Here is a 24,647-nt window from a genome sequence, read left to right as displayed (position 1 = left end):
CAGGGGTCCTTCAGTGCCGCTCAGATACCTTCTCCATCTGGAGCATGCCAACCTGCCGATGCACGTGACCGACGCGCAGGACGTGCGGCGCGTGTCCGTCCTGAAGGCCACCGGCCTCATCGAAGCCGCCATCGATCCGGCCTTCGACACCGACCACGGCAGCTACAGGCTGGCGCAGGCGGCGCTGGTGGTCTGCATCACGGAGGAAGGGCATGCCGAGATCGAAAAGCTGCGCGACCACCGCGGCGGCACCGACCCGGCATCGAGAAGAAAGAAGGCGAAGACGCGCCTGGAGCCACTGGACTACCTGCGCGCCATAGAACGTTCGGCCTTCCCCCTGCGGGTGGAGGACCCTCAGGAGATCAGCTGCGTCGGCGTACTTAAGCAGGCCGGGTTCGTCGATGCGGCCATCAGCCCCGGGCTCGCCTGGAAGGACGCCGGCGGATCGCCGCAGGAGCTCGCCGTGATCCGGCGCATCACACCGTTCGGACGGGCGCAACTCGCGCGTGGCGCCGCCAAGTAGTTTCGCGGCATCCGGAAGATCGCGAACGGGCCGGCATGCGCCGAGCCCTCCGGTTTGCATACATTCGCGCGAGCCCTGGGCCTTTGGTCTACACGCGGCGAGCACACCGATCCGGGTGCCTATTCAAGAGGCAACGTGGTGGGAAGCCACGCCAGTTCTCGCTCCGCCTCCCAGCCTCCACCCACAACTCACAGAGTTGTCCACAGAAAAATCTAACAAATCACTGAACTGTCAAACGGATGTCGTCGCAACGTAACCTTTGAACTGTTCGCGCAGCCTTGTCTTCAGCAATTTGCCGGTGGCCGTATGCGGCAGGCTGTCGACGAAGACCACGTCTTCCGGTAGCCACCATTTCACGACGCGCTCGGCGAGGAATGTGAGCAGTTCCTCGCGAGTGGCCTCCATGCCCGCACGCTTCACCACGATGAGCAGCGGACGCTCCTGCCACTTCGGATGCGCGATGCCGATCACCGCCGCCTCGGCCACCGCGGGGTGCAGGCTCGCCGCGTTCTCGAGGTCGATGGACGAGATCCACTCGCCGCCCGACTTGATGACGTCCTTCGCGCGATCGACCAGCTGCACATAGCCGTCCTCGTCGATGTTGGCCACGTCGCCCGTCGGAAAGAAGCCTTCGGCGTCGAGCACCGATCCGCCCTCGCCCTTGAAGTAACCGCTCGCGATCCACGGACCGCGCACGTGCAGATGGCCGAAGGCCTTGCCGTCGTGCGGCAGGCGCTGGCCGTCCTCTCCCACGATCTTCAGCTCCACGCCCCACACACCGCGGCCCTGGCGCATCTTCACGCGCGTCTGCTCTTCTTTGGGCATCGAGAGGTGCTTGGGCAGCAGGTTGCCGATCACGCCGATGGGGCTGGTCTCGGTCATGCCCCAGCCCTGCACGAAGTCGGCGCCGAAGTCGCGCTCGAAGCGCTCGATCATGCTGCGCGGCGTGGCGGCGCCGCCCACGCCGATGCGCTTGAGGCCGATGGCGCGCGTGTCGATCTCGGGGTGCGCATCGAAGTACTGGAACAGCATCAGCCAGATGGTGGGCACGGCCTGCGAGAAGCCGACCTTCTCGTCGCGCATGAGCTCGTACAGGCTCTGGCCGTCCATGTGCGGGCCGGGCATGACCAGCTTCATGCCGGTCATCGCCGCCGCATACGGCATGCCCCATGCGTTGGCGTGGAACATCGGCACCGCGAGCAGCAGCGTCATCTGCGAGTTGACACCGAAGGTGTCGGGCGCGCACTCCATCAGCGAGTGCAGCACGGTGGAGCGATGCGAATACAGCACGCCCTTCGGATTGCCCGTGGTGCCCGAGGTGTAGCAAAGCGACGATGCGGTGCGCTCGTCGAACTCGGGCCACTCGTACTGCTCGCTCTGCGAACCGACGAGCTCGTCGAAGCACAGCAGGTTGGGCACGCCGATGGCCGGCATGTGCGCGCGGTCGGTCATCGCGATGAAGGCGCGCACCGACTTCAGCGCGGGCGCGAGCTTCTCCACCAGCGGCGCGAAGGTGGTGTCGAAGAACAGCACCTTGTCTTCCGCGTGATTGACGATGTAGTCGATCTGCTCCGGAAAGAGCCGCGGGTTCACCGTGTGGAGCACAGCGCCGGAACCCGACACGCCGAAGTACAGCGCCAGATGTCGCCAGGTGTTCCACGCGAGCGTGCCCACGCGGTCGCCGCTCTCGATGCCCAACGTCTTCAGCGCATTGGCCACCTGCTTGGCGCTGCGCTGGATCTGCGCGTAGTCGGTGCGGTGCACCGGCCCCTCGACGGTGCGGCCCACGATCTCCGCATGCGGATGAAAGGTGGCCGCGTAGTCGATGAGCGACGAGATCAGCAGCGGGCGGTCTTGCATCAATCCGAACATGTCTTGTCTCCTGTACGCTGGCCGGATGCTAGGCAGCGGCCATGCCGTGCGGCATCGTCGGAAGAGACGATTGAGGCCATCCGAGGGTTGCCCCTAGCATCGACCCCCAAGAGGACTTTGGAATGAACGTTCAGGACGCCATCGCCACCCGCCGCTCGGTGCGCGAGTTTCTCGACACGCCCGTCTCCGGCGAAGTCATCCGCCGCGTGATCGAACAGGCGCTGCGCGCGCCTTCGGGCGGCAACCTGCAGCCCTGGCACCTGCACATGGTGGGTGGCGAGAAGCTCGCAGAGCTCAAGGCCATCATGCGCACGCGCGTGAAGGAAGCGCCCGCCGGCGAAGGCAGCGAGTACGACATCTACCCGCGCGAGCTGGTCGCGCCCTACCGCGACCGCCGCTTCGCAGTGGGCGAGGCGATGTACGCGCGCCTGGGCATTCCGCGCGAGGACAAGGCCGCGCGCCGCGAATGGTTCGCTCGCAACTACCAGTTCTTCGGCGCGCCGCTCGCGCTCTTCTGCACCGTCGACCGCCGCATGGGCCCGCCGCAGTGGTCCGACCTGGGCATGCTGCTGCAGAACGTGATGCTGCTTCTGCGCGCCGAAGGCCTGGACAGCTGCCCGCAGGAATGCTGGGCGATCTACCCGCAGACCATCGGCAGCTTCATCGGCCTGCCGCCCGAGCGCATGCTCTTCACCGGCATGGCCATCGGTTACGCGGACCGCAGCCGGCCGCTCGATGCGCTGGTCACCGAGCGCGCACCGCTGTCGGAGGTGGCGGAGTTCGTCGGCATCTGAGCGCGATGCTCGCAGCGGAACGGATCGTGCTAGCCCTCGTGGCACAACGAACAGCACGAGACGCCGCATGCTCATCGCACAGATCTCCGACCCGCACATCCGCCCCGCAGGCCAGCTCTACCAGGGCGTGGCCGACTCGAACCGCATGTTCGGGGAAGCCATCGACCACCTGCACGCGCTGGACCGCCGGCCCGACCTCGTGCTGCTGACGGGCGACCTCGTCGACGAGGGCCGCCCCGAGGAATACGCGCAGGCGCGGCGCCTGCTCGCGAAGCTGGAGATCCCGTACCTCGTGATCCCGGGCAACCACGACCGCCGCGAGAACTTCCGCACCGCCTTCGCCGACCACGCCTACCTGCCGGCCGAGGGCGCGCTGCACTACTGCATCGACGAGCACCCCGTGCGCATCGTGGCACTGGACTCGTGCGTTCCCGGCCACCACCACGGCGGCGTCGACGCGCAGGGCCTCGCATGGCTTCAGCGCACGCTGGAGGCCCACCGCGCCAAACCCACGCTGCTGATGCTGCACCACCCGCCCTTCGTCAGCGGCATCCCCTACATGGACACGTACCGCTACATGGACACGCCGCCGCTCGAAGCCATCGTGCGCGGCGCCCCCAACATCGAGCTGGTGCTGTGCGGCCACGTGCATCGCACGATGCTGCGGCGCTGGGCGGGCACTGTCGTGTGCGCCTGCCCGAGCAGCACGACCGAGATCGCGCTGCAACTGGCCGAAGGCGCGGCGCCGGCCTCGTACATGGGACGGCCGGGCTGCATGCTGCACCTGTGGAGCGACAACCACGGCATGGTGAGCCATGTCAGCCACATCGGTGCGATGGAAGGACCATTTCCATTCGCCTGAGCGAGCCGGCGTTCGCGCGCTCAGGATCTCTTCAGGCAAGGCGGACAGAATCCACCCGGGTTCCGCAAGGAACGACGCAGCCACCCAAACAACGCAGGGGCAGCCCCGGTCGACCAGGAGAGATTCGATGCAGAAACAACAACAGCCCTACTGGTTTCCCGCCAAGCGCTACGGCTGGGGCTGGGGGCTTCCCAATCGCTGGCAAGGCTGGGTGGTGGTCGCCGTCTACGCCGCGCTGGTGCTGACGGCGGTGTATTCGCTTCATCCCGAACAGGAGCCGCTGCGCTTCTTCCTCGGCCTCGCGATTCCGACCCTCGCGCTGGTGGCGGTCTGCTGGCTCAAGGGCGAGCCCCCGCGCTGGCGCTGGGGCGACGAAGACAGCGGGAAATAAGCCGCCGGTGCCCCTCGGCGCGCAGAATGTTGCCGGGGATCGTGCTGGCGAGCGGGGCGGTGGGGTGGGGAGCGACGCAGGCGGCACGCTCTTCGACATGGCAGCCTCGGGTGACGCGGGCAGAATGCGGCCGATCATCGCGACCGAAACCCGCACGACATTCGTCCCATGCCCCGAACCCTCTACTGCTGGCGCTGCCAGACCGACATGCCGATGCTCACGGAGGAAGAGTGGCAGGTCGCCCATCCGATGGGCTACATCGCGCAGATGATGCAGTACCGCGAAGAAACCGGCTGCAGCCTTGCCGAAGCCCGTGAGCGCGGGCTCGGCTACCTGACGGTGGCGGCTTACGAGCGCATCACCGGCTACAGGGAGACCAACCCAAATGCGATCCTGCATCACCGCCTGAGCCTTTATGGCCCACCGTGCCATGTGTGCGGTAAGCCGCTTCGCACGCCCACAGCGCGCCACTGCGCAGCCTGTAGCGCTGCGCGCATCGACAGCGGCCTTTCTGCAGAACGACAAGAATGAAGGCGATCGAACGCGCCCACGAGGCTCATCCTCCGTTGCCGAGGGCCTCTTGGTTGTTTTGCCATTGCAACCAGTGAATATCCGAAGCGAATCGAGACAGGGGAGTAAACGAATGCCCATTCATGCACAACTCGACGAACTAATCCATGCCATGGTTCCGTTCGTGCAACAGTTTCACGCGAAAGGCCAACTAGCCCCTCACGCTGCATCTACAAACAATGCAGGAGTCATGGAAGGGGCAGCACTGGTGGCGGAGGGTGACAAACGCCTCAGCGTCACCGAAGCACTCGCCCATTTCGAATCGAATTTCCGTGCTGCAGCCGAAGCTAATGGCATCGTGGCATCCGCCGTCTTCTTTCATGGCACGGCAATGTCCATTCCGCCCAAACCAGCACAGACCGAAGAGGAGGCCAGCACACTTGTCGCACTGCTGGAGCACAAGGCGGGAGACTCGGTTTATCTGGTGATCCCTTACTCCCGAGTCAATGGCAGCATCGAGTACGAGACGGGAAAACTCTTCGCAAAACCAGTTGCTGTTTTCCTTGCTCCGCTGACAGAAGTTCCCCACAAACCAACGCCGAAGCCGTGGTGGAAAGTGTGGTGACAGCCCTCGAATGAATTCGGTCGCATCCGGCTTCAGGCCGCCGCGATGACGCGATCCCGCCCCATCGCCTTCGCGCGATACAGCGCCGCATCGGCCAGCGCCAGCACGTCGTCGATGCCGGTGCCGCCGGAACTGCTCTCCCCGGCCGCCACGCCGATGCTCACCGCCATCGAGCCGACGACGGCCATGGACGAATCCGCCGGGAAGGGCTCGCCTACGGCCTGCCTGAGGCGCGCCGCAATTTCCATCGCCTCGGCCTTGCCGGACTCTGGCAGCAGCACGACGAATTCCTCGCCGCCGTAGCGGCCGAGCACGCCCTTGTCGCCGATGGCGCGCTGCATGCGGTGCACCGCCTCGCGCAGCACGGCGTCGCCCATCTGGTGGCCGAAGCGGTCGTTGATGTCCTTGAAGTGGTCCAGGTCCACCATCAGCAGCGCGCCGCGGCGCTCGCCCGAGGTGAAGGCGCCCTCGCAGGCGTCGAGCACCGCGCGGCGGTTGAGCGCACCGGTCAGCGGGTCGCGCGTGGCCAGGTATTCGAACTCGGTGTGCACGCGGTCGGTGGCCATCAGGATGGCGGCGATGGTCAGCAGCAGCACGGTGAACGAGTACATGCTGATGTAGAGCGACTGGATCCAGGAGCCCTCCATGAGACCGCTGCCCGCCATGCCCGCCACCACCGACACGAAGCGCAGGGCCGCCACCAGCGCCTGCGCCAGCAGCAGCCCGGTCATCAGCCGCTTGCCGAACACGCGGCCGGTGTGCCGCATGTACAGCAGCGCATGCCGGAAGAACAGCGCCGACACCGCCAGGGTGACGAAGAGCAGCCGCATCTCGAAGTCGGGCTTCACGATGCCGAACCAGAAAAGCGCCACTGCCAGGACGCAGTTCAGCACCGTCCAGCCCCGGGTGTCGCTGCGGCCGAACAGGAACTTCTGGCTACCGGCGTAGTAGAGGATGCAGGCCTGGTACAGGACGAAGTTGGCGACGACGATGGTGAGGAAGTCGGGGAAGTAGCCGCGCGCCGCGAACAGCATGGTGCTCACGAACGCCACCAGCGGCGCCCGCGCCCATTCGGCCAGGCCCTGGATGCTGCGCGGGTAGCTGCGCTGCATGAAGAAGACCACGAGCGCCATCACGACGCCCATGACGCCGGCCAGCAGGATGACGGAGCGAGGATCGAGGATGGATGGCGATGCGCCCATGGAGCCCGATTATGTTGGCATCGGCCAACCCCTATCCCGCGGCCCGGTTCCGCAGGCCCGGGCGGGGCCGCTGCTCAGGCCTTTCGGAACACCGGCTCGCGCTTCTCCAGGAAGGCTCTCACGCCCTCCGCGAACTCGGGCCGGTCGAGCAGCTCGCGCTGGCGCTGCGCCTCGTGGCGCATTTGCGCCACCAACGGCTGGCCGGCGGCAGACTCGTACACCGCGCGGATCTCGCGCGCCGCATGCGCGGGCAGCCGCGCGAGCCGCTGCGCCACCGACACGGCCTGCGCGCGCAGTTCGGCATCGTCCACGCAGGCCCACACCAGGCCCCATTGCGCGGCCTGCTCGCCCGAGAGCCGCTCGCCGAGCAGCGACATGCCCACGGCCCGCGCGCGGCCCACCAGCCGTTCGAGGAACCAGGTGGTGCCCAGGTCGGGCACGATGCCCAGTCTCGGCATGAAAGGCAGGTAGAAGTAGGACGAGCGTGCCGCGATCACCACGTCTGCCGCCAGCGCCACGCCGACACCTGCGCCCGCCGCCGGACCGTTGATGGCGCTCACCACCGGAAAGGGCATGCCGCGCAGGTCCTCGATGAGCCGGTTCGACAGCGCCTCCATCGCATCGGCCGTGCGCTGGCCGATGCTGCCGTCCCCGCCGCCGGGGCCCATGCTCGACAGGTCGGCGCCCACGCAGAAGGACTTGCCCGCGCCGGTCAGCACCAGCGCGCGCACCGTGCCCGCCTCGCCTTCCTTGCGCAGCTGCGCGAGCCTGTCGCGCAGCGCCTGCTGCAGCCCGGCCGTCAGCGGATTGAGCCGCTTCGGGATGTTGAAGCTGACGATCTCCACATCGCCTTCGCGCTCGCACAGGATGGGGTCTTCATCCACGTAACCCATGCCTTGCTCCAAGGCCGTCACAGCCGCTCGACGATGGTCACGTTGGCCATGCCGCCGCCCTCGCACATGGTCTGCAGGCCGTAGCGCTTGCCACGCTGGCCGAGCGCGTGCACGAGCGTGGTCATGAGCTTGGTGCCCGACGCCCCTAGCGGATGTCCCAATGCGATCGCGCCGCCGTTCACGTTCAGCCGCGCGGGGTCGGCATCCAGCGTCTGCAGCCAGGCCAGCGGCACCGGCGCGAAGGCTTCGTTGACCTCGTACAGGTCGATGTCGGAGATCTTCATGCCCGCCTTCTTCAGCGCGCGCTGCGTGGCGGGCAGCGGAGCCTCGAGCATGATGACCGGGTCGTGCCCCATCACGCTCATGTGGTGGATGCGCGCGAGCGGCTCCACGCCCAGCGTCTTCAGGCCGCGCTCGTTCACCACCATCAGGCCGCTGGCGCCGTCGCAGATCTGGCTGGCGGTGGCCGCGGTGCAGCGCCCGCCCTCGGCGATGAGCTTCACGGCGGCGATGCTCTCCAGCGTGGCGTCGAAGCGGATGCCCTCGTCCACGGTGTGCTGCTCGCCGGGCTCGGCGCCGTCGGCCATGCGCACCGCCACGGGCACGATCTCGCGCTCGAAGTGGCCGGCCTTCGTCGCCGAGATGGCGCGCCTGTGGCTTTCCAGCGCATAGCGGTCGAGCTCGTCCTTCTCGATGCCGTAGTTCCTCGCGATCATCTCGGCGCCGGTGAACTGGCTGAACTGCACGTCGGGATAGCGCCTGGCCATGAGCGGGCTCACGTAGAAGCCCAGCCCGTTCTTCAGCGGCAGCGTGACGGGCATGCCCATGGGCACGCGCGTCATGCTCTCCACGCCGGCGGCGATCACGATGTCCATGGTGCCCGACATCACGGCCTGCGCCGCGAAGTGCAGCGCCTGCTGCGACGAGCCGCACTGCCGGTCGACCGAGGTGGCCGGCACAGACTCGGGCAGCTTCGAGGCCAGCACCGCGTTGCGCGCGATGTTGGAAGACTGCTCGCCGGCCTGGTCGACGCAGCCCATGATGACGTCCTCGACCAGCGCCGGGTCGGCGCCGGTGCGGTCCACCAGCGCGTCGAGCACCTGCGCTGCGAGGTCGGCCGGGTGCCAGCCGGCGAGGCGGCCGTTGCGGCGGCCGCCGGCGGTGCGCGCGGCGGCGACGATGAATGCTTCGGGCATGCGAGTTCTCCTGTCTGTATCTGTGTGGATGTAGGGATCGGATCAGCGCGGCGCCATGCGAATGGCCCCGTCGAGCCGCACGCTCTCGCCGTTGAAGTAGCCGTTGGTGATCATCAGCTCCGCCAGCGTCGCGTATTCCGCCGGGTTGCCCAGGCGCTTCGGAAACGGCACCGACGCCGCCAGCGCCGCCTTCACGTTGTCGGGCGCGCCCTGCAGCAGCGGCGTGTCGAAGATGCCCGGCAGGATGGTGTTGACGCGGATGCCCTCGCTCATCAGGTCGCGCGCGATGGGCAGCGTCATGCCGACGATGCCGGCCTTCGATGCGGTGTAGGCCGCCTGCCCCATCTGCCCGTCCTGAGCGGCCACCGAGGCGGTGTTGACGATGGCGCCGCGTTCGCCGTCCTGCAGCATGCCGAGCGTGAGCATGCCGGCGGCCGACTTGGCGATGCAGCGGAAGGTGCCGACCAGGTTGATCTGGATGATGCGGTCGAAATTCGCGAGCGGAAAGTGCTTGATCTCGCCGGTGGCCTTGTCGCGGCTGGCGGTCTTCACCGCGTTGCCGGTGCCGGCGCAATTGACCAGCACGCGCTCCTGGCCGTGCGCCGCGCGCGCCCTGGCGAAGGCGGCATCCACCTGTTCCTCCGACGTGACGTCGACCTTGCAGAAGATGCCACCGAGTTCCTTCGCCAGCGCCTCGCCCTGCTCGGCGTTGAGGTCGAAGAGCGCGACTTTCACGCCGTGGCCCGCGAGGCGGCGCGCGGTGGCGGCGCCCAGGCCCGAGGCGCCGCCGGTGACGACGGCCGCAATGCTGGAATCGAGTTGCATCTGCTGGTGTCCTTGAGGTGTCTTGAATGGTTTGTCCACATCCAGTTTAGGAAGCAGAATCGGCCGCACACATCGTCGGAAACGACGGGATTTCAGCGCCGCATGCAGCCGCCCACACCCCGCATCCTCGAAACCAAGCTCAATCCCCCGGCCTTCGTCGCCACGCAGGTGCCGCGCACCGCGATCGGGGAGGAGGTCGCTTCGGCGGCCGTGAAGCTGGTGCTCGTGCGCGCGCCGGCCGGCTTCGGCAAGACCACCGCCATGGCGCAGATCCGCGAGCGCATGGAGGCCCGCGGCATCGCCACCGCGTGGCTCACGCTGGACCGGGCCGACAACGACGTCTCGCGCTTTCTCGACTGCCTGGCCGAGGCCGTGCAGCGCCTGGGCGTTGAGGAGGCGCGCGGCAACAACAGCAACCCCTTCGACGCGGTGGCCGCGCTGGCGGCGCACGAGTCGCCCTTCACGCTCTTTTTCGACGACTTCGAGCGGGTGCAGGAGCCGGCCGTGCTGGGGCTGGTGCGCGAGATCGTCGAGCACCTGCCGCGCAGGGGGCAGATCGTGATCGGCTCGCGCAGCCTGCCCGACCTGGGCCTGGGCCGGCTGCGCGCGCGCGGGCAGCTCACCGAGATCGACACCGACCGGCTGCGCTTCAGCCTGGAGGAGACCGGCGCCTTCTTCGGCCCGCGCCAGGCGCTGCCACCCGAAATGCTTTCGCTGCTGCACCGCAAGACCGAGGGCTGGGTGGCGGCGATCTGGCTCGCGTCGATGGCGCTGGAGCGCCACGGCACCGGCACCGAGACCGCCACCGCCACTGCTTTTGTCGAGCGCTTCTCGGGCTCCGACCGCGCGGTGGCCGAGTACCTGGCCGAGGACGTGCTGGCGCACCAGCCGAAGGAGATCCGCGACTTCCTGCTGCGCACCAGCATCCTGCGGCAGCTCGACGCATCGGTGTGCCAGGCGCTGTGCCCGCGCGTGGACTGCGCGGCCATCCTCGAGCGGCTGGCCGCGTCGAACCTTTTCCTCACGCCGGTGATGAGCGGCGACGGCGATGCGTGGCGCTACCACAGCCTCTTCGCCGACTTCCTTCGCGCGCAGCTCGCGCGCGAGATGCCCGGCGAGCCGGCGCGCCTGCATCTCGCGGCCTCGGGCTGGTACGAGTCGCACGGCCGCCCGGTGCCCGCCATCGACCACGCCATCGAGGGCGGCGATCATCCGCATGCGCTGAATCTGCTCGACCACCATGCCGCGCAGTTCCTCGAAGAGGGCCGCATGCGCATGCTGGCGCGCTGGTTCTCGGCCATTCCCGAGCACCAGCTGCGCGAGCACCCCTTCCTGCAGCCGATCTCGCTGTGGGCCACCTGCTTCACCCACGGCCCATGGGACGCGATGCGGCAGCTCGACGCATCGGGCTGCCTCGACAGCCCCATCGCCGAGGTGCGCGCGAGCGCCCACACGCTGGTGCCGCTGCTGCTGGCCATGCAGGACCGCCACGACGAGGCCTACGAGGCCGGCCGCCTGAGCCTGGCGCGCCTGCCCACCGGCCTGGCCTTCGCCGACAGCGTGCTGCTCAACGCCATGGCCCACATCCTCGCGGTGCGCGGTGACCAGCACGAGGCGCGGCGGCTGCTCGACGCCGCGCGGCGCGAGCAGGGCAACAGCGCCTTCAACCGCATGTACACCGAGTCGCTTGCGGGCCTGTTCGACCTGCACGAAGGCCGGCTGCGGCAGGCCACCGCGCGGCTGCGCATGGCGGTCGATTCGACGCATGCCGTGTCGTACAACCACAGCCACGGCAACGCATGGGCCGGCGTGCTGTATGCGGGCGCCGTCTACGAGACCAACCAGCTCGTGCAGGCCGAGCGGCTGCTCAACGTCTACCTGCCGCTGGCGCGCGACGTGGGGCTGCCCGACCACATGATCCTGAGCCACGCGATGCGCTCGAGGCTGGCCTTCCACGCGGGCGACATCGACGCGGCCTTCCAGGCGCTCACCGAGCTCGAGTACCTGGGCCACCAGCGCCAGCTGCCGCGCGTGGTGGCCGGCGCCAAGCTGGAGCGCTCGCGCATGCTGCTGCTGCAGGGCAACGGCCCGGCCTCGCACGACGAGCTGCTGCGCGCCGACGACCCCGCCCTGTGGGAACGCGAGCGCCGCCAGCGCCTGCCCGCGCACGACCTCGACTACCTCGCGCTCGCCAAGGCGCGCTGGGAGATCGCCTTCGGCGACGCGCGCATGGCGCTCTCGGTGCTCGACGCCGAACTGCACGCCGCGCTCGCCGTGGCCCGCAACCGCCGCGCGCTCAAGCTCAGGGTGCTGCGCGCCCTCGCCCTGCAACGCGCCGGCGACCCGGCCGCCGCCACCGAGGAGTTCGCAGAGGTGCTGCAGGCCGCGAGCCAGGAAGGCTTCATGCGGCTGATCCTCGACGAGGGCCCGGCCGTCGGCACGCTGGTGCACCGCTGCGCCGCCGCGATGCAGGAAGGCGGCGGCGACCCGATCCTCGCCGACCACCTGCAGCGCCTGCTGCAGGCCGTGGGGCCGATGGCGGCACCGGCCGAGTCGGAAGCGCCGGCCGGCGACGCCATCGAGGAGCCGCTCACGCGCAAGGAAATCCGCGTGCTGCAGCTGCTGGCCGAGGGCTACTCGAACAGCGCGATGGCCGAGAAGCTCTTCGTGTCCGACAGCACCGTGCGCACGCACCTGCGCAACATCAACATGAAGCTGGACGCGAAGAGCCGGACGCAGGCGGTGGCGATCGCGCGCAGGCTCGGTGTCATCCGATAGCCTTACATCCGGCCTTTTTCAGGCACCGCGCACCCCCTGAACTACGGATTCCGGTGATACCCCGCCGGTGCCTGCGTCCCTAGCATTTCCCTCTGTGTTCCAACTGCCGCGATAGCGCAAGGCGCATCGCGGCGCATGGGAATCCCGGCCCGGCGCCGCACCCCGAGGCGCCCGGCAGGAAGCCATGCAAGAACCAGAGAGCGGACTCAAGCCGAAGCACCATGCCCAAAGGAATCCCCAACCCCGCAGCCATGTACGGCATCTACCCTCGCAGCTGGGGCTACGAGGTGTCGATCGTGCGAAACGGAAAGCGCTACTTCCAGCAGTTCGGCCGCGCCAGCTACGGCGGCGACGCGCAGGCGCTGCGCCAGGCGCAGGAATGGCGCGACGGCGTGGTACGCAGCGTGCCGCCGGTGCCGCGGCGCACGCGGGCCGAGAAACTGCGCATCAACAACACCACGGGCGTGTCGGGCGTGTTCTGCCAGGTCGCGCCCGGCGGCAGGGTGCGGGCCTGGGTCGCCAAGACCTACATCGGGCAGGACGAGATCCTGCGCACCGACTTCCCCGTGAACACGGTGGGCGAGGCGGCGCAGGCGCTGGCCATCGAGGAGCGCGCGCGCCAGCTCGAGCGCATGGACGGGCTCGCCAAGCTGCATCCGGCCGAGGAGAGCATCCGCACGAGCCCGCCGTCCGCTCCCGCCGGGCTGCTGGCCCCCAAGCGCTCGAAGTCGGAGATCAGGCGCAGCACCAATTCGAGCGGGGTGAGCGGCGTGCACTTCAAGGCGCCCAACCCGGGCCATCCGGGCTACTGGCTCGCCATCACGTACACGGCCGGCCGCGGCAGCGTGAGCAAGGCCTTCTCCATCAAGGAGCACGGTCCCGAGAAGGCGAAGCAGCTGGCCATCGACGAGCGCCAGCGCCAGCTCGAGGAGAAGCTCGCGTTCCTGCAGCAGGACAGCAGCGTCGCGGCCAGGACGCCGCCGCTTTCCATTCCCTTCCTGCTCGACCAGCCTTCGCAGGCATCCTCGCTGCAGCACGGCATGGCTGCCGGCGGGACAAGGCCGCCGCAGTGAACCCGCCCGCTTCCGGGACCGGCTCCGTTGGCGCGGCTGCCGGCGGATATGCGCGCCCGGCGCGCTCCCGCGAAGATATTTTTCCGATCTGTTGCGTGCGAGCGAATTCGTGGCGGCGCTTCGGCCAGAATAGCTGCGAAAAATGCGCGCTGAAGCGAGACGCGCAAGCCGGGGAGCCCATCGGAATCAGCATCGGCGATGCTGAGTACGGAAGTAGCAGCATCACGTCGAGAATGCCCAAAGGTGTCCCGAACCCGGCAGCCATGTATGGCATCTACTCCAGGTCCTGGGGTTTCGAAGTTTCCATCGTCCGCAACGGCGTGCGCCATCACAGGCTGTTCGGCAAGGCCAGCTATGGCGGCGCGGAACAGGCGCTGCTCCATGCGCAGGACTGGCGCGACCACATCGTGCGCAGCGTGCCGCCACAGCCGCGCAGCGCGCGCGCCGAGAAACCCCGCGCCAACAACAGCACCGGCGTGACCGGGGTGTTCCACCATCTCGCGCCGGGCGGCCGCGTGCGGGCCTGGATGGCCAAGACCTACATCGCGCCCGACGAGATCCTGCGCACCGATTTCTCCGTCGCCGAGCTCGGCGACGCCGCGCAGGCGCTGGCGATCCAGGAACGCGCGCTGCAGCTCAAGCGCATGACGGGACTGGCGCACATCCACCCGGCGGAGGAAGCGATCCGCATGGGCCTGTCGGCCCACCCCGCCGGGCCGCGCGAACCCAAGCGCTCCAAATCCGAGATCACCCGGCGCAACAACACCAGCGGCGTGAGCGGCGTGCATTTCAAGACGCCGAACCCCAGCCACCCCGGCTACTGGCTGGCCATCACCTACACGGCGGGCAAGGGCAGCGTGAGCAAGGCCTTTTCGGTGAAGACATACGGCGCGGAGGTGGCGAAGAACATGGCCATCGCCGAGCGTGCGAACCAGCTCGCCGAGAAGCGGCAGGCGACCGGCAACCAAGAAGAACGGCAGAGAGGAAAAGCCGAGCAGGGAGCCCGTGCGGCCTCCGGCGCGCGGCGGAACAACTGATGAGGTCATTGCAAGAAAAAGGCTTCGCGAAGACTGCGAAGCCGGGGAGCGGCTGTGCGCGCGGAGCGGCTCGCCGATGAGGCACAAGCAATTGCACCAGCTGCTGCGCGTGGCGTCGCACCTGATGGACCAGGCCGCGGCCGAAGTACACGCCACCGACCTCGGCCCGGTGGACGAGAACATCCAGCGCATCGGCCGCGCCCTGATCGAGGTGATCGAGGTGCAGCGCCAGATCTACGCCGCGCAGCCGGAACTGCAGCCCAAGACGCTGGCCGCCACATCGCGCGAAAGCGGCGCCAACCGGCTCTTCACACAGTTCACGATGGAGGCGCTGGAACTGGAGGACGCGGGCAACCCCGAGGCGGCGCGCGAGAAGTACACGCAGTTCATCGGCCTGTCGCCCTCGTATCCCCACCGCGAGATCGCGCGGGCGGAAATCAGGCGGCTGTCGTAACCCGGCCGGGGCTCAGAGCGCCCCGCCTTGGAAAGCCAGGGACTCAGAGCGCCCCAACTTGGAAAGCCAGGGCTCAGAGCGCCCTGGCGATCACCTCCTTCATGATCTCGTTGGTGCCGCCGTAGATGCGCTGCACCCGCGCGTCGGCGTACATGCGCGCCACCATGTATTCGTTCATGAAGCCGTATCCGCCGAAGAGCTGCAGGCATTCGTCGACCACGCGGCCCTGTGCTTCCGAGCCCCAGAGCTTGGCCATGGAGGCGGTGGCGGTATCGAGCCTGCCGGCCACCAGGTCTTCGATGCAGCGGTCGATGAAGGCGCGGCCCACCTTGATCTGCGTGGCGATCTCGGCGAGCTTGAACTTCGTGTTCTGGAACTCGGCCACCGGCTTGCCGAAGGCCTTGCGGTCGCGCACGTAGTCGAGCGTGGCCTGGTAGGCACCTTCCATGGTGGCCAGCGCGCTCAGGCCGATGATGGTGCGCTCGTAGGGCAGGTCGCTCATGAGCTGGAAGAAGCCCTGGCCCTCCACGCCGCCGAGCAGCGCGTCGGCGCTCACGCGCACGTCGTCGAAGAAGAGCTCGGAGGTGTCCTGCGCCTTCATGCCGATCTTGTCGAGCACGCGGCCCACGCGGAAGCCCTCGCAGCCTTCGGTCTCCACGATGAGGATCGACGTGCCCTTCGCACCCTGCGTCGGGTCGGTCTTGCACACCACCAGCACCACGCCGGCCAGAAAGCCGTTGGTGATGAAGGTCTTGGAGCCGTTGACGACATAGCCGCCGTCCTTCTTCTCGGCGCGGGTGCGCACGCCCTGCAGGTCGGAGCCTGCGCCGGGTTCGGTCATGGCGATGGCGCCCACCATCTCGCCGCGCGCCATGCGCGGCAGGTAGTGACGCTTCTGCGCCTCGGTGCCGTGGTTGAGGAAGTAGTGCGCCACGATGCTGTGCACCGAGGTCGCCATGCCGGTGAGCGCGCGGCGCGACATCTCCTCGTAGAACACGGCCTCGTGGCGGAAGTCGCCGCCGGCGCCGCCGTACTCCTCGGGAATGTCGGCGCACAGCAGGCCGAGCGCGCCGGCCTTGCGCCAGACCTCGTGGCCCACGTGGCCGCGCTTGCGGGCTTCCTCGTCGTGCGGGAGCACTTCGGTCTCGATGAAGCGCACCACGTTGTCGCGGTACAGCTCCAGGTCTTCGTCGCTCCACGAGCGGCGGAAATCGATGGCCATGTTGTCTTCCTTTGCTTTCTTTCTCTGATTCTTGCGTCCCGGGCCTCAGCCGACGCGCCGTTCCCGCCCGGCCCAGAAGGGTTCGCGCAGCTGGAACTTCTGCAGCTTGCCGGCCGCCGACAGCGGCAGCGCGTCGCGGAACTCCACGCTGCGCGGGCACTTGTAGTTCGCGATGTGCTCGCGGCAGTGGGCGATGACGGCCTCGGCTTCCAGCGCCATGCCCTCGCGCCGCACGATCACCGCGTGCACGCGCTCGCCCCACTTGTCGTCGGGCACGCCGATCACCGCAGACATCAGCACCTGCGGCATCTGCGCGATGGCGTTCTCGACCTCGGCCGAATAGACGTTCTCGCCGCCGCTGACGATCATGTCCTTCATGCGGTCGACCACGTAGACGAAGCCCTGCTCGTCCATGTAGCCGCCGTCGCCGGTGTGCATCCAGCCGCCGCGCAGCGCGGCCTCGGTCTGCCCGGGCTTGTTCCAGTAGCCCTTCATCACCATCGGGCCGCGCGCGACGATCTCGCCGACCTGCCCGGGAGGCAGCTCGTTGTCTTCGCCATCGACGATGCGCACCTCGGCGATGGGCACCGGCGTGCCCGCCGAACGCAGCAGGCGATCCCGGTCAGGACCGGGCAGATGGCAGTGCGGCGAGAGCGCCGTGACCACGGGCGACAGCTCCGTCATGCCGTAGACCTGCGCGAAGGCGGCGCCGGGAATGGCGCGCATCGCCTGGTCGAGCAGCGCGGCGTCTATGGGCGCGGCACCATAGAACAGCAGCTGCAGGCTCGACAGGTCGAACTCCGCGAAGCGCGGATGCTCGACCACGCGCTTGATCATCGTCGGCACCATGAACATCTCGGTGATGCGCGCGGACTGCACGGCCTGCAGCACCGCCAGCTCGTCGAACATCGGCAGCACGTGCGTGGGCGTGAGCCGCAGCATGTTCTGGATGGTGGCGCCGCAGCCGGCCACATGGAACATGGGCGCGGCGACGAGGGCCACCGCGTTCTGCGCATCGCGCGGCAGGGCCGCCACCGTGCTCAGCGCGTTGATGCAAAGGTTGCCGTGGGTGAGCATCACGCCCTTGGGCTGCCCGGTGGTGCCGCCGGTGTACATGATGGCGGCGAGCTCGTCGGATTGGTGCGGTGCGTCCTCGACAGGCTCGGCCTGCGCCAGCAGCGCCTCGTAGCCCACCATGCCCTCGGGCACTGCACCATCGCCGCAATAGACCACGGTGCGCAGCGAGGCCGAGAGCTGGCGCAGCGCGGGCACCATCTGCACGAACAGGTCGTCCACCAGCAGGATGCGGGTGTCGCAGTCGTCCAGCGAGTAGGCGACCTCCTTCGGGTTCCAGCGGATGTTGACCGGGTTGATCACGCCGCCGCCCCACCAGGTGCCGAAGAAGTATTCGACGAAGCGGTGCGAGTTGAGGCTCATCATGCCGACGCGATCGCCGCTGCCCATGCCGAGCTGTTTCAACACAGCGCCCAGGCGCGCGACGCGATCGGCGAGCGTGGCGAAGTCCAGCCGCGTGGCGCCGCAGACGATGGCGGCGGCCTTCGGCTTCTCGCGCCGGCCCTTGTGCAGGGGTTGGGTGAGGAACATGGTTGCTGTCTCCGTTCTCGTTTTCCTTCTTCAAGCTCCGCACAGGGGCGCGATGGCTTCCGCCGCCACGCCCCAGCGGCGCAGCACCGTCGGGCCGTCGTCGCGCGCCGCGGGCTGCGGCACCACGGGCGCGGTGCGGCTGAAGCGCGGCGCCGGCGCGGGCTGCACCACGCCGCCCACGTTGGCGAAGGTGCCGCGCGCCACGTTGTGCGGGTGCTCCGGGGCCTCGTCCCAGTCGAGCACGGGCGCGAAGCAGGCGTCGCTGCCTTCGAGCAGCACGCACCACTCGTCGCGCGTGCGGGTGCGGAACACGTCGGCCATGCGCAGCTTGAGCAGCGGCCAGCGATCGGCGTCCATCTGCGCGTCGAAGGCGGTGTCGTCGGCGATGCCGCAGCGCTCGCGCAGCAGCGCGTAGAACTGCGGCTCGATGGCGCCCACCGCCACGTACCTGCCGTCGGCGCAGGCGTAGGTGTCGTAGAAGTGCGCGCCACCGTCGAGCATGTTCTCGCCGCGCTGGTTGCTCCACTGGCCGGCCGACCTGAAGCCGTACATCATGGAAGACAGCAGCGCCGCGCCGTCGGTCATGGCGGCGTCGACCACCTGCCCCTGGCCCGAGCCCTTGGCCTCGTGCAGCGCGGCGAGGATGCCGAAGGCCAGCAGCATCGCGCCGCCGCCGAAGTCGCCCACGTAGTTCAGCGGCGGCACCGGCGGCTCGCCCGCGCGGCCGATGGCGTGCAGCGCGCCGCTGATGGCGATGTAGTTGATGTCGTGGCCCGCCGCATGCGCGAGCGGCCCGTGCTGGCCCCAGCCGGTCATGCGGCCGTACACCAGCCGCGGGTTGCACGCGTGGCACTCGGCGGGACCGAGCCCCAGCCGCTCCATCACGCCAGGACGAAAGCCCTCGATGAGCACGTCGGCCCTGGCGATGGCGTCGAGCACCGATTGCGCCGCGCCTTCCGCGCGCAGATCGACCTGCAGCGTGCTGCGCCCGCGCGCGAGGATGTCGTGCGGCGCAGTGCGCGTGCCAGGCCGCTCGATGCGGATCACCTCCGCGCCCATATCGGCGAAGAGCATCGCGCAGAACGGCCCCGGGCCGATGCCCGCCATCTCGATCACCCGAAGGCCTTGCAATGGACCAGCCATGGTGCGTCTCCTGTGTGTGGAGGCATCTTGGCGCCGGGCCCACGGCGCCGCATCGTCGAAAGCGACGAATGCGCGGCGCTATGCCATCGCGGCGGCGGCACGCAGCTTCGCCACGCGCCGCAGATGCCACGAAGGCGGGCCGAACTGGCCTTCGATGAGCGTGGCGCGGCGCACGTAGTGGCCCACCGCCAGCTCTTGCGTCATGCCCATGCCGCCGTGCAGCTGCACCGCGCCCTGCCCCACGGCCTTGCAGGCCTTCGCGGCGGCCACCTTGGCGGACGAAACGGCGCGTGCGCGTTCCGGCGCGGATGCCGTGTCGATGGCTTCACCCACGCTGGCGGTGAGCGCCGCCGCCTGCTCCAGTGCCATGTGCATGTCGGCAAGCCGGTGCTGCAGCACCTGGAAGCTCGCGATCGGCACGCCGAACTGCCTGCGCTGGCGCACATAGTCGAGCGTGTCGCGCATCAGGCGGCGCATGACGCCGACGGACTCGGCGCAGACGGCGAGCGTGGCTTCGTCGAGCGCCTGTTCGATCTGCGGCAGCGCGGCGCCTTCCGTGCCCAGCAAGGCATCGGCGGGCAGGCGCAGGTCGTCGAGGGCGATGTCGGCTGCGCGGCCGCCGTCGCGCGTCGGATAGGCGCGAAGGCGCAGGCCGGGCGCGTTCTTCGGAACGACGAAGAGCGAGAGGCCGGCACCGCTTCGCGCGCTCAAGAGCAGGTGGCCGGCCCATGGCGCGGCGTGCACCACGGCCTTGCGGCCGTCGAGGCGGAAGGAGCCGTCGGCATCGCGCACGGCTTGGGCCTGCACGTCGGCGCGGTCGTGCCGGCTCTGCGGCTCGGCATGCGCGAAGGCGAGTACGGCTTCGCCGGCGACCACGCGAGCGAGCAGCGCATCGGCCTGCGCGCCGGGGTTGCGCTGCAAAAGGCCGGCGCCGATCACCATCGTCGACAGATAAGGCTCGGCGGCGAGCGCGCCGCCCAGCGTTTCCATCATCGCGAGATGCGCGGCCATGCCGCCGCCGAGGCCGCCCTGCGGCTCGGGCAGTGGCGCGCGCAGCAAGTCGAGCTCGGTGGCGAGGCCGCGCCAGAACGGCGGCGGTGCGTCGTCGGCCTTGCGCAGCACGTACAGGCGCTGCTCGAAGCCGTGGTTGTCGTCGAGATAGCGCGCGAGGCTGTCGCGCAGCATCGCCAGGGTGTCGTCGCGTTCGGTGGTGGCGTTCATGGAGCGGCCTCTCTCAGTTCGCCAGCAGGTGGGCCGCGACGATGTTGCGCTGCACCTCGTTCGAGCCCGCATAGATCGAAGCCGCGCGGTCGTTGAGGTAGGCCGACATCGAGAACACGGCGTCCTCGGGAACGGGCAGCGCGCCACCCTGCAGGCCGTCGTCCAGCGGAAGGTCGGCGGCGGCGTAGTGGGCGGCGATTTCGACGCCGAGCTCGGTCAGCCGCTGGCGCAGCTCGGAGCCCAGCACCTTGCCCATCGACGGGCGGATGCCGTGCGGCTCGCCGCGGGCCTGCGCGCGCAGCGATTGAAGCTCGGTGGCCTCGAGCGCGTCGATGGCGCATTCGGCTTCGGCCAGGCGCAGGGCCATGTCGTCGGCCTCTTGCGGATCGCCCGCCAAGAACGCCGCATCTGCCGCTGCCTGCAGGCGGCGCAGGCGCGCGCGCAGCATCGGCGCCCACGCGCCGCCGCGCTCGTGCTGCAGCAGGTACTTGGCGATGGCCCAGCCCTGGTTCTCCTCGCCGATGAGCCCTTCGGCCGGCACGCGCACATCGTCGAAGAACACCTGGTTGAGCTCATGGTCGCCCGAGATGCTGATGATCGGCCGGATGGTGATGCCCGGCGCCGGGATGTCGAAGCACAGGAAGCTGATGCCCTGCTGCGGCTTGCCGCCCGAGGCGGTGCGCACCAGGCAGAACATGCGGTTGGCGTACTGGGCGTGGGTGGTCCAGATCTTGGTGCCGTTGATGACGTAGTGGCTCCCATCGCGCACGGCCCTGCACTGCAGCGAGGCCAGGTCGGAACCCGACTGCGGCTCGGAGTAGCCCTGGCACCAGTAGTCCTCGCCCGAGCGGATGCCGGGCAGCCAGGCGCGCTTCTGCGCCTCGGTGCCAAAGGCGATGATCACCGGCGCGACCATGCCCGGGCCCATGGGCGCGCGCGCCGGCGCGTCGGCGGCCGCCAGCTCGGCCGAGAAGATGTAGTGCTGCATCGGCGTCCAGCCGGTGCCGCCGTGCTCCACCGGCCAGTGCGGCACGCTCCAGCCGCGCCTGGCGAGGATGCGGTGCCAGCGGTTGCCGTATTCGTAGTCGCTGAAGATGCCCGAGCTGCGCCGGCCGGCGGCGCGCAGCTCGGGCGTCAGCTCGCGCGCCAGGAAGTCTCGAACCTCGTCGCGGAATGCGGTTTCCGCGGCCGTGAGTGCCCAGGCCATGTGTTTGTCGTCTCCATTCGGGATGCTGCGGCGAGTGTGATGCCGGCGGGGGCCGGTGGCATCGTCGGATCGGACGAACGTGGTTTGGCCGCCAGCGACCTACGGATTCCAGTGGACTTTTGTTTTCATCCGGGATAGTCCGATACGCCGCCGTGCCGCTTCCTGCTTCAATCTGCCGGGGAGTCGTTCCGGGCGCAAAAAAATGCGCCGCGCTGAAGGAGCACCGCAGTGAGCACTGTCATTCCCGGCTTCCCGCACGCCAGCGTCGAGCGGCTGTGCGACTACGAACTGCCGGAACCGCCTGCCGCCGCCTCCACCCTTTTCCAGAACCTGCCGGAAGCCGACGGCCCCGAGAAGCTCGCGCTGGCCTGGTGGCTGTGGATGGACGAGCTGGGCAAGAGCATGTTCAGGCACTACGACGCCTGGCGCGAGCAGCTCGGCCACGCGACGGCGAACGGCCCCGATCGCAATGGCTGACGGCCGGCCGCACCGCGCTCAGGCGGCGACGGCTTCGCGCTGCGGCGCCGCCTTCGCGGGCACGGGCATGTGCCTGGCCCAGTCGATGATTTCCAGCGTGCCGTCGGCATGCTCGGCCAGCGCCGTCAGGCTCTCGACCCAGTCGCCGTCGTTGCAGTAGAGGATGCCGTCGATGTCGCGCATCTCGGCATGGTGGATGTGGCCGCAGACCACGCCCTGCGCGCCGCGCTTGCTGGCCTCGCGCGCCACGGCCACTTCGAAGTCGCCCACGTAGCTCACGGCCCGCTTGACCTTGCCCTTGAGGTACTTGGACAGCGACCAGTACGGCAGCCCCATGCGCGCGCGCAGCGAGTTGAGGTGGCGGTTGAGCTTGAGCGTGAATTCGTAGAGCGAGTCGCCCACGTAGGCCAGCCACTTGGCGCACTGGATCACGCCGTCGAACAGGTCGCCGTGGATGATCCAGAGCTTGCGGCCGTCGGCCGTCTCGTGGATCCATTCATCGGCCACGTCGATGCCGCCGAAGTTGTGGTGCAGGTACTTGCGGGCGAACTCGTCGTGGTTGCCCGGAATGAAGATCACGCGCGTGCCCTTGCGCGCCTTGCGCAGCAGCTTCTGGATCACGTCGTTGTGCGCCTGCGGCCAGTACCAGTGCCGCTTGAGCTGCCAGCCGTCGATGATGTCGCCGACCAGGAACAGGGTCTCGCACTCGGTGTGCTTGAGGAAATCGAGCAGCGCCCTAGCCTGGCAGCCGGGGGTGCCCAGGTGCAGGTCGGAGATCCAGAGGGTGCGGAATTGCAGTGGCGGACGCCCGCGATCATCGTCCTCGGGGTCGAGGGCCCGGGTCGCGGTGTCGCGCCATGCGCGAAGGAAAGCGTCGTCGCGTTGCATGGCCGGGTAGGCTCCCACCGCCGGGTGACCATACGATGGCGTCCCCGTGACATCCCGATGACTTGTCGCAGTGCAGCAACGCACAATCGCGCGATGCGACCTGGCCAGATCATCGTTCTAGCGACCCCTGTCTTCTTCCTGCTGATGGGGATCGAATTCGCGGTCGGCCGCGCGCGTGCCCGCCGCGGCACGGGACAGGACACCTACCGCCTCGCCGACGCCGTCAACAGCGTCGGGCTGGGCATGCTGAGCCAGATCAGCGCGGTGCTCACCGGCCTTCTGCGCATCGGCATCTACACGGCCGTGTACTCGTCGGTCGCGCTCTTTCCGCAGGAAGCAGCGAAGGAGTTCTGGACCGCCTGGTACGGCTGGCTGCTGGCGCTCGTGTTCTACGACTTCTGCTACTACTGGCTGCACCGCATGGGCCACGAGTCGGCCGTGCTGTGGGCCGCGCACGTGGTGCACCACCAGAGCCAGCACTACAACCTCTCGACCGCGCTGCGCCAGACCTCCAGCGGCGCGCTGCTGGGCTGGATCTTCTACCTGCCGATGGCGGTGGCGGGCGTGCCGCCGCTGGTGTTCGTCGTGGTGTCGCTCGTCGACCTGCTCTACCAGTTCTGGGTGCACACCGAGCAGGTGGGCAAGCTGGGCTGGTTCGACCGCTGGTTCTGCTCTCCCTCGAACCACCGCGTGCACCACGCGGTGAACGACCGCTACCTCGACCGCAACTACGGCGGCGTGCTGATCGTGTGGGACCGCCTGTTCGGCACCTTCCGCGAGGAGGACGAGCGCTGCATCTACGGCACGCGCGGCGGGCTGCGCAGCTGGGACCCGCTGTGGGCCAACGCCGAGGTCTACTGGGCGCTCGCGAAGGATTCATGGCACGCGCGCAGCTGGGCCGACAAGCTGCGCGTGTGGATCAAGCCGCCGGGCTGGCGGCCGGCCGACGTCGCGGCGCGCTTTCCGAAGCCGCCCTTCGACATCGCGAAGGTGACGCGCTACGAGCCGGCGGTGAGCGCTGGCGTGCAGTGGTTCGCGGGCATCCAGTTCCTGCTGCTGGTGGGGTTCGCGGTGGTGTTCCTGTGGTTCTCCGACCTCCTGCCGCTGTCGCACTCGGCCGTGTGGCTGGCCGCGCTGACGGCCATGCTGTGGGCGATCGGCGGCGTTCTGCAGGGGCGGCTGACTGTCACGGAGGTGCTGCTGATCGAGGCCTGCGCGCTCGCCACGGCCAGCGCGGCACTGGGCATCGGCTGGCTGCACTACCTGTTCAAGCCGCTGGCGCTGTCGATCGCGATCTTCCTCGCGGCCCGGCGGGCGCTTTCGGCCGGCCCGATCACCGGCTTCGATGGCCTGCTGCTGGCGGGCCTGGCCGCCTCGCTGGCAGGCGACGTGCTGCTGATGGGGCCGGGCGGGATGTTCGTGCCGGGCCTCGTGTGCTTCCTGCTGGCCCACCTCGCCTACATCGCGCTGTTTCGCATCGGCGTGGGCCTGTTCCCGCGGCCGGGGGCGCTGGCGGCCACGCTGCTGGTCGGCGCGGGGATGTACGCCTTTCTCTGGCACGGCGGGCTGCCTGCGGCGCTGCGGATCCCGGTCGGCGCCTACGTGGTGGTGATCGCCTGCATGGCGGCGCAGGCCATCGGGCGCGCCGCGGTGCTGCGCCGGGCCGACCCATCGGCCCCATGGGTGGCGGTGGGCGCGTGCTTCTTCATGCTGAGCGACTCGCTGCTGGCAACCAACAAGTTCGTGGCGCCATTGCCGCTGGCGCAGCTGTGGGTGCTGGCGACGTACTACGCGGCGCAGGTGTTGATCGTGCGGCACGCCCGGCCCAAGGCCTGACTTCGGCTCGCTA

The 24,647-nt window shown here is 68.9% G+C and carries 23 protein-coding genes; 12 read left to right on the top strand and 11 right to left on the bottom strand.

Annotated features, from left to right (window positions below; genetic code table 11):
- Positions 1 to 13 precede the first annotated feature (13 nt).
- Positions 14 to 523 carry a hypothetical protein gene (locus ACAM57_RS03875; protein WP_369660767.1) on the top strand — a complete coding sequence of 170 codons (510 nt, stop codon included), beginning with the start codon at positions 14 to 16 and terminating at the stop codon, positions 521 to 523.
- 231 nt (positions 524 to 754) lie between these two features.
- On the opposite strand, the gene ACAM57_RS03870 is transcribed toward ACAM57_RS03875, so the two are convergent.
- Positions 755 to 2,395: a long-chain-fatty-acid--CoA ligase gene (locus ACAM57_RS03870; RefSeq protein WP_369660766.1), complete on the bottom strand. Its 1,641-nt coding sequence runs from the start codon at positions 2,393 to 2,395 to the stop codon at positions 755 to 757.
- Between the two features lie 122 nt (positions 2,396 to 2,517).
- On the opposite strand from ACAM57_RS03870, the gene ACAM57_RS03865 reads away from it, so the two are divergent.
- From ACAM57_RS03865 to ACAM57_RS03845, 5 genes are all read left to right on the top strand, one after another.
- Positions 2,518 to 3,189: a nitroreductase gene (locus ACAM57_RS03865; RefSeq protein ID WP_369660765.1), complete on the top strand. Its 672-nt coding sequence runs from the start codon at positions 2,518 to 2,520 to the stop codon at positions 3,187 to 3,189.
- A 67-nt stretch (positions 3,190 to 3,256) separates the two neighbouring features.
- Entirely contained in the window at positions 3,257 to 4,051 is a 795-nt protein-coding gene (locus ACAM57_RS03860) for a phosphodiesterase (RefSeq protein ID WP_184640840.1), read from the top strand.
- Between the two features lie 127 nt (positions 4,052 to 4,178).
- Positions 4,179 to 4,442, top strand: a complete 264-nt coding sequence (locus ACAM57_RS03855; protein WP_369660764.1) for a hypothetical protein — start codon at positions 4,179 to 4,181, stop codon at positions 4,440 to 4,442.
- 168 nt (positions 4,443 to 4,610) lie between these two features.
- Positions 4,611 to 4,973: a hypothetical protein gene (locus ACAM57_RS03850; RefSeq protein ID WP_369660763.1), complete on the top strand. Its 363-nt coding sequence runs from the start codon at positions 4,611 to 4,613 to the stop codon at positions 4,971 to 4,973.
- 112 nt (positions 4,974 to 5,085) lie between these two features.
- Positions 5,086 to 5,577: a hypothetical protein gene (locus ACAM57_RS03845; protein WP_369660762.1), complete on the top strand. Its 492-nt coding sequence runs from the start codon at positions 5,086 to 5,088 to the stop codon at positions 5,575 to 5,577.
- A 32-nt stretch (positions 5,578 to 5,609) separates the two neighbouring features.
- On the opposite strand, the gene ACAM57_RS03840 is transcribed toward ACAM57_RS03845, so the two are convergent.
- The 4 genes from ACAM57_RS03840 to ACAM57_RS03825 form a co-directional block, all read right to left on the bottom strand.
- Positions 5,610 to 6,779, bottom strand: coding sequence for a GGDEF domain-containing protein (locus tag ACAM57_RS03840; RefSeq protein WP_369660761.1), 1,170 nt, complete (start codon positions 6,777 to 6,779; stop codon positions 5,610 to 5,612).
- Positions 6,780 to 6,853: 74 nt separating this feature from the next.
- Positions 6,854 to 7,672, bottom strand: coding sequence for an enoyl-CoA hydratase-related protein (locus tag ACAM57_RS03835; protein WP_369660760.1), 819 nt, complete (start codon positions 7,670 to 7,672; stop codon positions 6,854 to 6,856).
- Between the two features lie 17 nt (positions 7,673 to 7,689).
- Positions 7,690 to 8,868 (bottom strand): acetyl-CoA C-acetyltransferase, encoded by a 1,179-nt coding sequence (locus ACAM57_RS03830; protein ID WP_369660759.1) that lies wholly within the window; start codon positions 8,866 to 8,868, stop codon positions 7,690 to 7,692.
- 42 nt (positions 8,869 to 8,910) lie between these two features.
- A complete protein-coding gene (locus tag ACAM57_RS03825) occupies positions 8,911 to 9,693 on the bottom strand; it encodes an SDR family NAD(P)-dependent oxidoreductase (protein ID WP_126023660.1) in 783 nt (260 codons plus the stop codon).
- 102 nt (positions 9,694 to 9,795) lie between these two features.
- Here ACAM57_RS03825 and ACAM57_RS03820 point away from each other — a divergent pair, with 102 nt between their 5' ends.
- From ACAM57_RS03820 to ACAM57_RS03805, 4 genes are all read left to right on the top strand, one after another.
- A complete protein-coding gene (locus ACAM57_RS03820) occupies positions 9,796 to 12,471 on the top strand; it encodes a LuxR C-terminal-related transcriptional regulator (RefSeq protein ID WP_184640845.1) in 2,676 nt (891 codons plus the stop codon).
- 221 nt (positions 12,472 to 12,692) lie between these two features.
- Positions 12,693 to 13,544, top strand: a complete 852-nt coding sequence (locus ACAM57_RS03815; protein ID WP_369660758.1) for an AP2 domain-containing protein — start codon at positions 12,693 to 12,695, stop codon at positions 13,542 to 13,544.
- Positions 13,545 to 13,777: 233 nt separating this feature from the next.
- Positions 13,778 to 14,581: an AP2 domain-containing protein gene (locus tag ACAM57_RS03810; protein ID WP_369660757.1), complete on the top strand. Its 804-nt coding sequence runs from the start codon at positions 13,778 to 13,780 to the stop codon at positions 14,579 to 14,581.
- Between the two features lie 76 nt (positions 14,582 to 14,657).
- Complete coding sequence (locus ACAM57_RS03805) at positions 14,658 to 15,035, top strand: hypothetical protein (RefSeq protein WP_369660756.1); 378 nt, start codon at positions 14,658 to 14,660, stop codon at positions 15,033 to 15,035.
- Between the two features lie 73 nt (positions 15,036 to 15,108).
- Here the strand turns inward: ACAM57_RS03805 and ACAM57_RS03800 are convergent, their stop codons facing one another.
- The 5 genes from ACAM57_RS03800 to ACAM57_RS03780 all read right to left on the bottom strand — a co-directional run bounded on the left by ACAM57_RS03800 (position 15,109) and on the right by ACAM57_RS03780 (position 21,433).
- Positions 15,109 to 16,257, bottom strand: a complete 1,149-nt coding sequence (locus tag ACAM57_RS03800) for an acyl-CoA dehydrogenase family protein (protein ID WP_369660755.1) — start codon at positions 16,255 to 16,257, stop codon at positions 15,109 to 15,111.
- A gap of 45 nt (positions 16,258 to 16,302) precedes the next feature.
- A complete protein-coding gene (locus ACAM57_RS03795; RefSeq protein ID WP_369660754.1) occupies positions 16,303 to 17,862 on the bottom strand; it encodes a long-chain-fatty-acid--CoA ligase in 1,560 nt (519 codons plus the stop codon).
- A gap of 30 nt (positions 17,863 to 17,892) precedes the next feature.
- Positions 17,893 to 19,005, bottom strand: coding sequence for a CaiB/BaiF CoA transferase family protein (locus ACAM57_RS03790; RefSeq protein ID WP_369660753.1), 1,113 nt, complete (start codon positions 19,003 to 19,005; stop codon positions 17,893 to 17,895).
- A gap of 78 nt (positions 19,006 to 19,083) precedes the next feature.
- The gene (locus tag ACAM57_RS03785) at positions 19,084 to 20,226 is read right to left on the bottom strand and encodes an acyl-CoA dehydrogenase family protein (RefSeq protein ID WP_369660752.1); all 1,143 of its coding nucleotides are present in this window, start codon (positions 20,224 to 20,226) and stop codon (positions 19,084 to 19,086) included.
- A gap of 13 nt (positions 20,227 to 20,239) precedes the next feature.
- Positions 20,240 to 21,433: an acyl-CoA dehydrogenase family protein gene (locus tag ACAM57_RS03780; RefSeq protein ID WP_369660751.1), complete on the bottom strand. Its 1,194-nt coding sequence runs from the start codon at positions 21,431 to 21,433 to the stop codon at positions 20,240 to 20,242.
- A 228-nt stretch (positions 21,434 to 21,661) separates the two neighbouring features.
- On the opposite strand from ACAM57_RS03780, the gene ACAM57_RS03775 reads away from it, so the two are divergent.
- A complete protein-coding gene (locus ACAM57_RS03775) occupies positions 21,662 to 21,910 on the top strand; it encodes a hypothetical protein (RefSeq protein ID WP_369660750.1) in 249 nt (82 codons plus the stop codon).
- An 18-nt stretch (positions 21,911 to 21,928) separates the two neighbouring features.
- Here ACAM57_RS03775 and ACAM57_RS03770 read toward each other — a convergent pair whose 3' ends face one another.
- Positions 21,929 to 22,798, bottom strand: coding sequence for a UDP-2,3-diacylglucosamine diphosphatase (locus ACAM57_RS03770; protein WP_184640852.1), 870 nt, complete (start codon positions 22,796 to 22,798; stop codon positions 21,929 to 21,931).
- A 93-nt stretch (positions 22,799 to 22,891) separates the two neighbouring features.
- Here ACAM57_RS03770 and ACAM57_RS03765 point away from each other — a divergent pair, with 93 nt between their 5' ends.
- On the top strand, positions 22,892 to 24,634 hold the full coding sequence (locus ACAM57_RS03765) for a lysoplasmalogenase family protein (protein ID WP_369660749.1): 1,743 nt from the start codon (positions 22,892 to 22,894) through the stop codon (positions 24,632 to 24,634).
- The last annotated feature ends 13 nt before the right edge of the window (positions 24,635 to 24,647 follow it).

Origin of the sequence: Variovorax sp. V15 (assembly GCF_041154425.1) — a bacterium.
Taxonomy (GTDB): domain Bacteria; phylum Pseudomonadota; class Gammaproteobacteria; order Burkholderiales; family Burkholderiaceae_C; genus Variovorax; species Variovorax guangxiensis.
The sequence above is the reverse complement of the archived record's forward strand: the minus strand, read 5'-3'. Positions and strand labels throughout refer to the sequence as shown.

Coding starts and splice junctions, on each gene's coding strand:
- ACAM57_RS03870 (WP_369660766.1), bottom strand. CDS start 2,395: ATGTTCGGATTGATGCAAGACCGCCCGCTGCTGATCTCGTCGCTCATC.
- ACAM57_RS03865 (WP_369660765.1), top strand. CDS start 2,518: ATGAACGTTCAGGACGCCATCGCCACCCGCCGCTCGGTGCGCGAGTTT.
- ACAM57_RS03860 (WP_184640840.1), top strand. CDS start 3,257: ATGCTCATCGCACAGATCTCCGACCCGCACATCCGCCCCGCAGGCCAG.
- ACAM57_RS03855 (WP_369660764.1), top strand. CDS start 4,179: ATGCAGAAACAACAACAGCCCTACTGGTTTCCCGCCAAGCGCTACGGC.
- ACAM57_RS03850 (WP_369660763.1), top strand. CDS start 4,611: ATGCCCCGAACCCTCTACTGCTGGCGCTGCCAGACCGACATGCCGATG.
- ACAM57_RS03845 (WP_369660762.1), top strand. CDS start 5,086: ATGCCCATTCATGCACAACTCGACGAACTAATCCATGCCATGGTTCCG.
- ACAM57_RS03840 (WP_369660761.1), bottom strand. CDS start 6,779: ATGGGCGCATCGCCATCCATCCTCGATCCTCGCTCCGTCATCCTGCTG.
- ACAM57_RS03835 (WP_369660760.1), bottom strand. CDS start 7,672: ATGGGTTACGTGGATGAAGACCCCATCCTGTGCGAGCGCGAAGGCGAT.
- ACAM57_RS03830 (WP_369660759.1), bottom strand. CDS start 8,868: ATGCCCGAAGCATTCATCGTCGCCGCCGCGCGCACCGCCGGCGGCCGC.
- ACAM57_RS03825 (WP_126023660.1), bottom strand. CDS start 9,693: ATGCAACTCGATTCCAGCATTGCGGCCGTCGTCACCGGCGGCGCCTCG.
- ACAM57_RS03820 (WP_184640845.1), top strand. CDS start 9,796: ATGCAGCCGCCCACACCCCGCATCCTCGAAACCAAGCTCAATCCCCCG.
- ACAM57_RS03815 (WP_369660758.1), top strand. CDS start 12,693: ATGCCCAAAGGAATCCCCAACCCCGCAGCCATGTACGGCATCTACCCT.
- ACAM57_RS03810 (WP_369660757.1), top strand. CDS start 13,778: ATGCCCAAAGGTGTCCCGAACCCGGCAGCCATGTATGGCATCTACTCC.
- ACAM57_RS03805 (WP_369660756.1), top strand. CDS start 14,658: ATGAGGCACAAGCAATTGCACCAGCTGCTGCGCGTGGCGTCGCACCTG.
- ACAM57_RS03800 (WP_369660755.1), bottom strand. CDS start 16,257: ATGGCCATCGATTTCCGCCGCTCGTGGAGCGACGAAGACCTGGAGCTG.
- ACAM57_RS03795 (WP_369660754.1), bottom strand. CDS start 17,862: ATGTTCCTCACCCAACCCCTGCACAAGGGCCGGCGCGAGAAGCCGAAG.
- ACAM57_RS03790 (WP_369660753.1), bottom strand. CDS start 19,005: ATGGCTGGTCCATTGCAAGGCCTTCGGGTGATCGAGATGGCGGGCATC.
- ACAM57_RS03785 (WP_369660752.1), bottom strand. CDS start 20,226: ATGAACGCCACCACCGAACGCGACGACACCCTGGCGATGCTGCGCGAC.
- ACAM57_RS03780 (WP_369660751.1), bottom strand. CDS start 21,433: ATGGCCTGGGCACTCACGGCCGCGGAAACCGCATTCCGCGACGAGGTT.
- ACAM57_RS03770 (WP_184640852.1), bottom strand. CDS start 22,798: ATGCAACGCGACGACGCTTTCCTTCGCGCATGGCGCGACACCGCGACC.
- ACAM57_RS03765 (WP_369660749.1), top strand. CDS start 22,892: ATGCGACCTGGCCAGATCATCGTTCTAGCGACCCCTGTCTTCTTCCTG.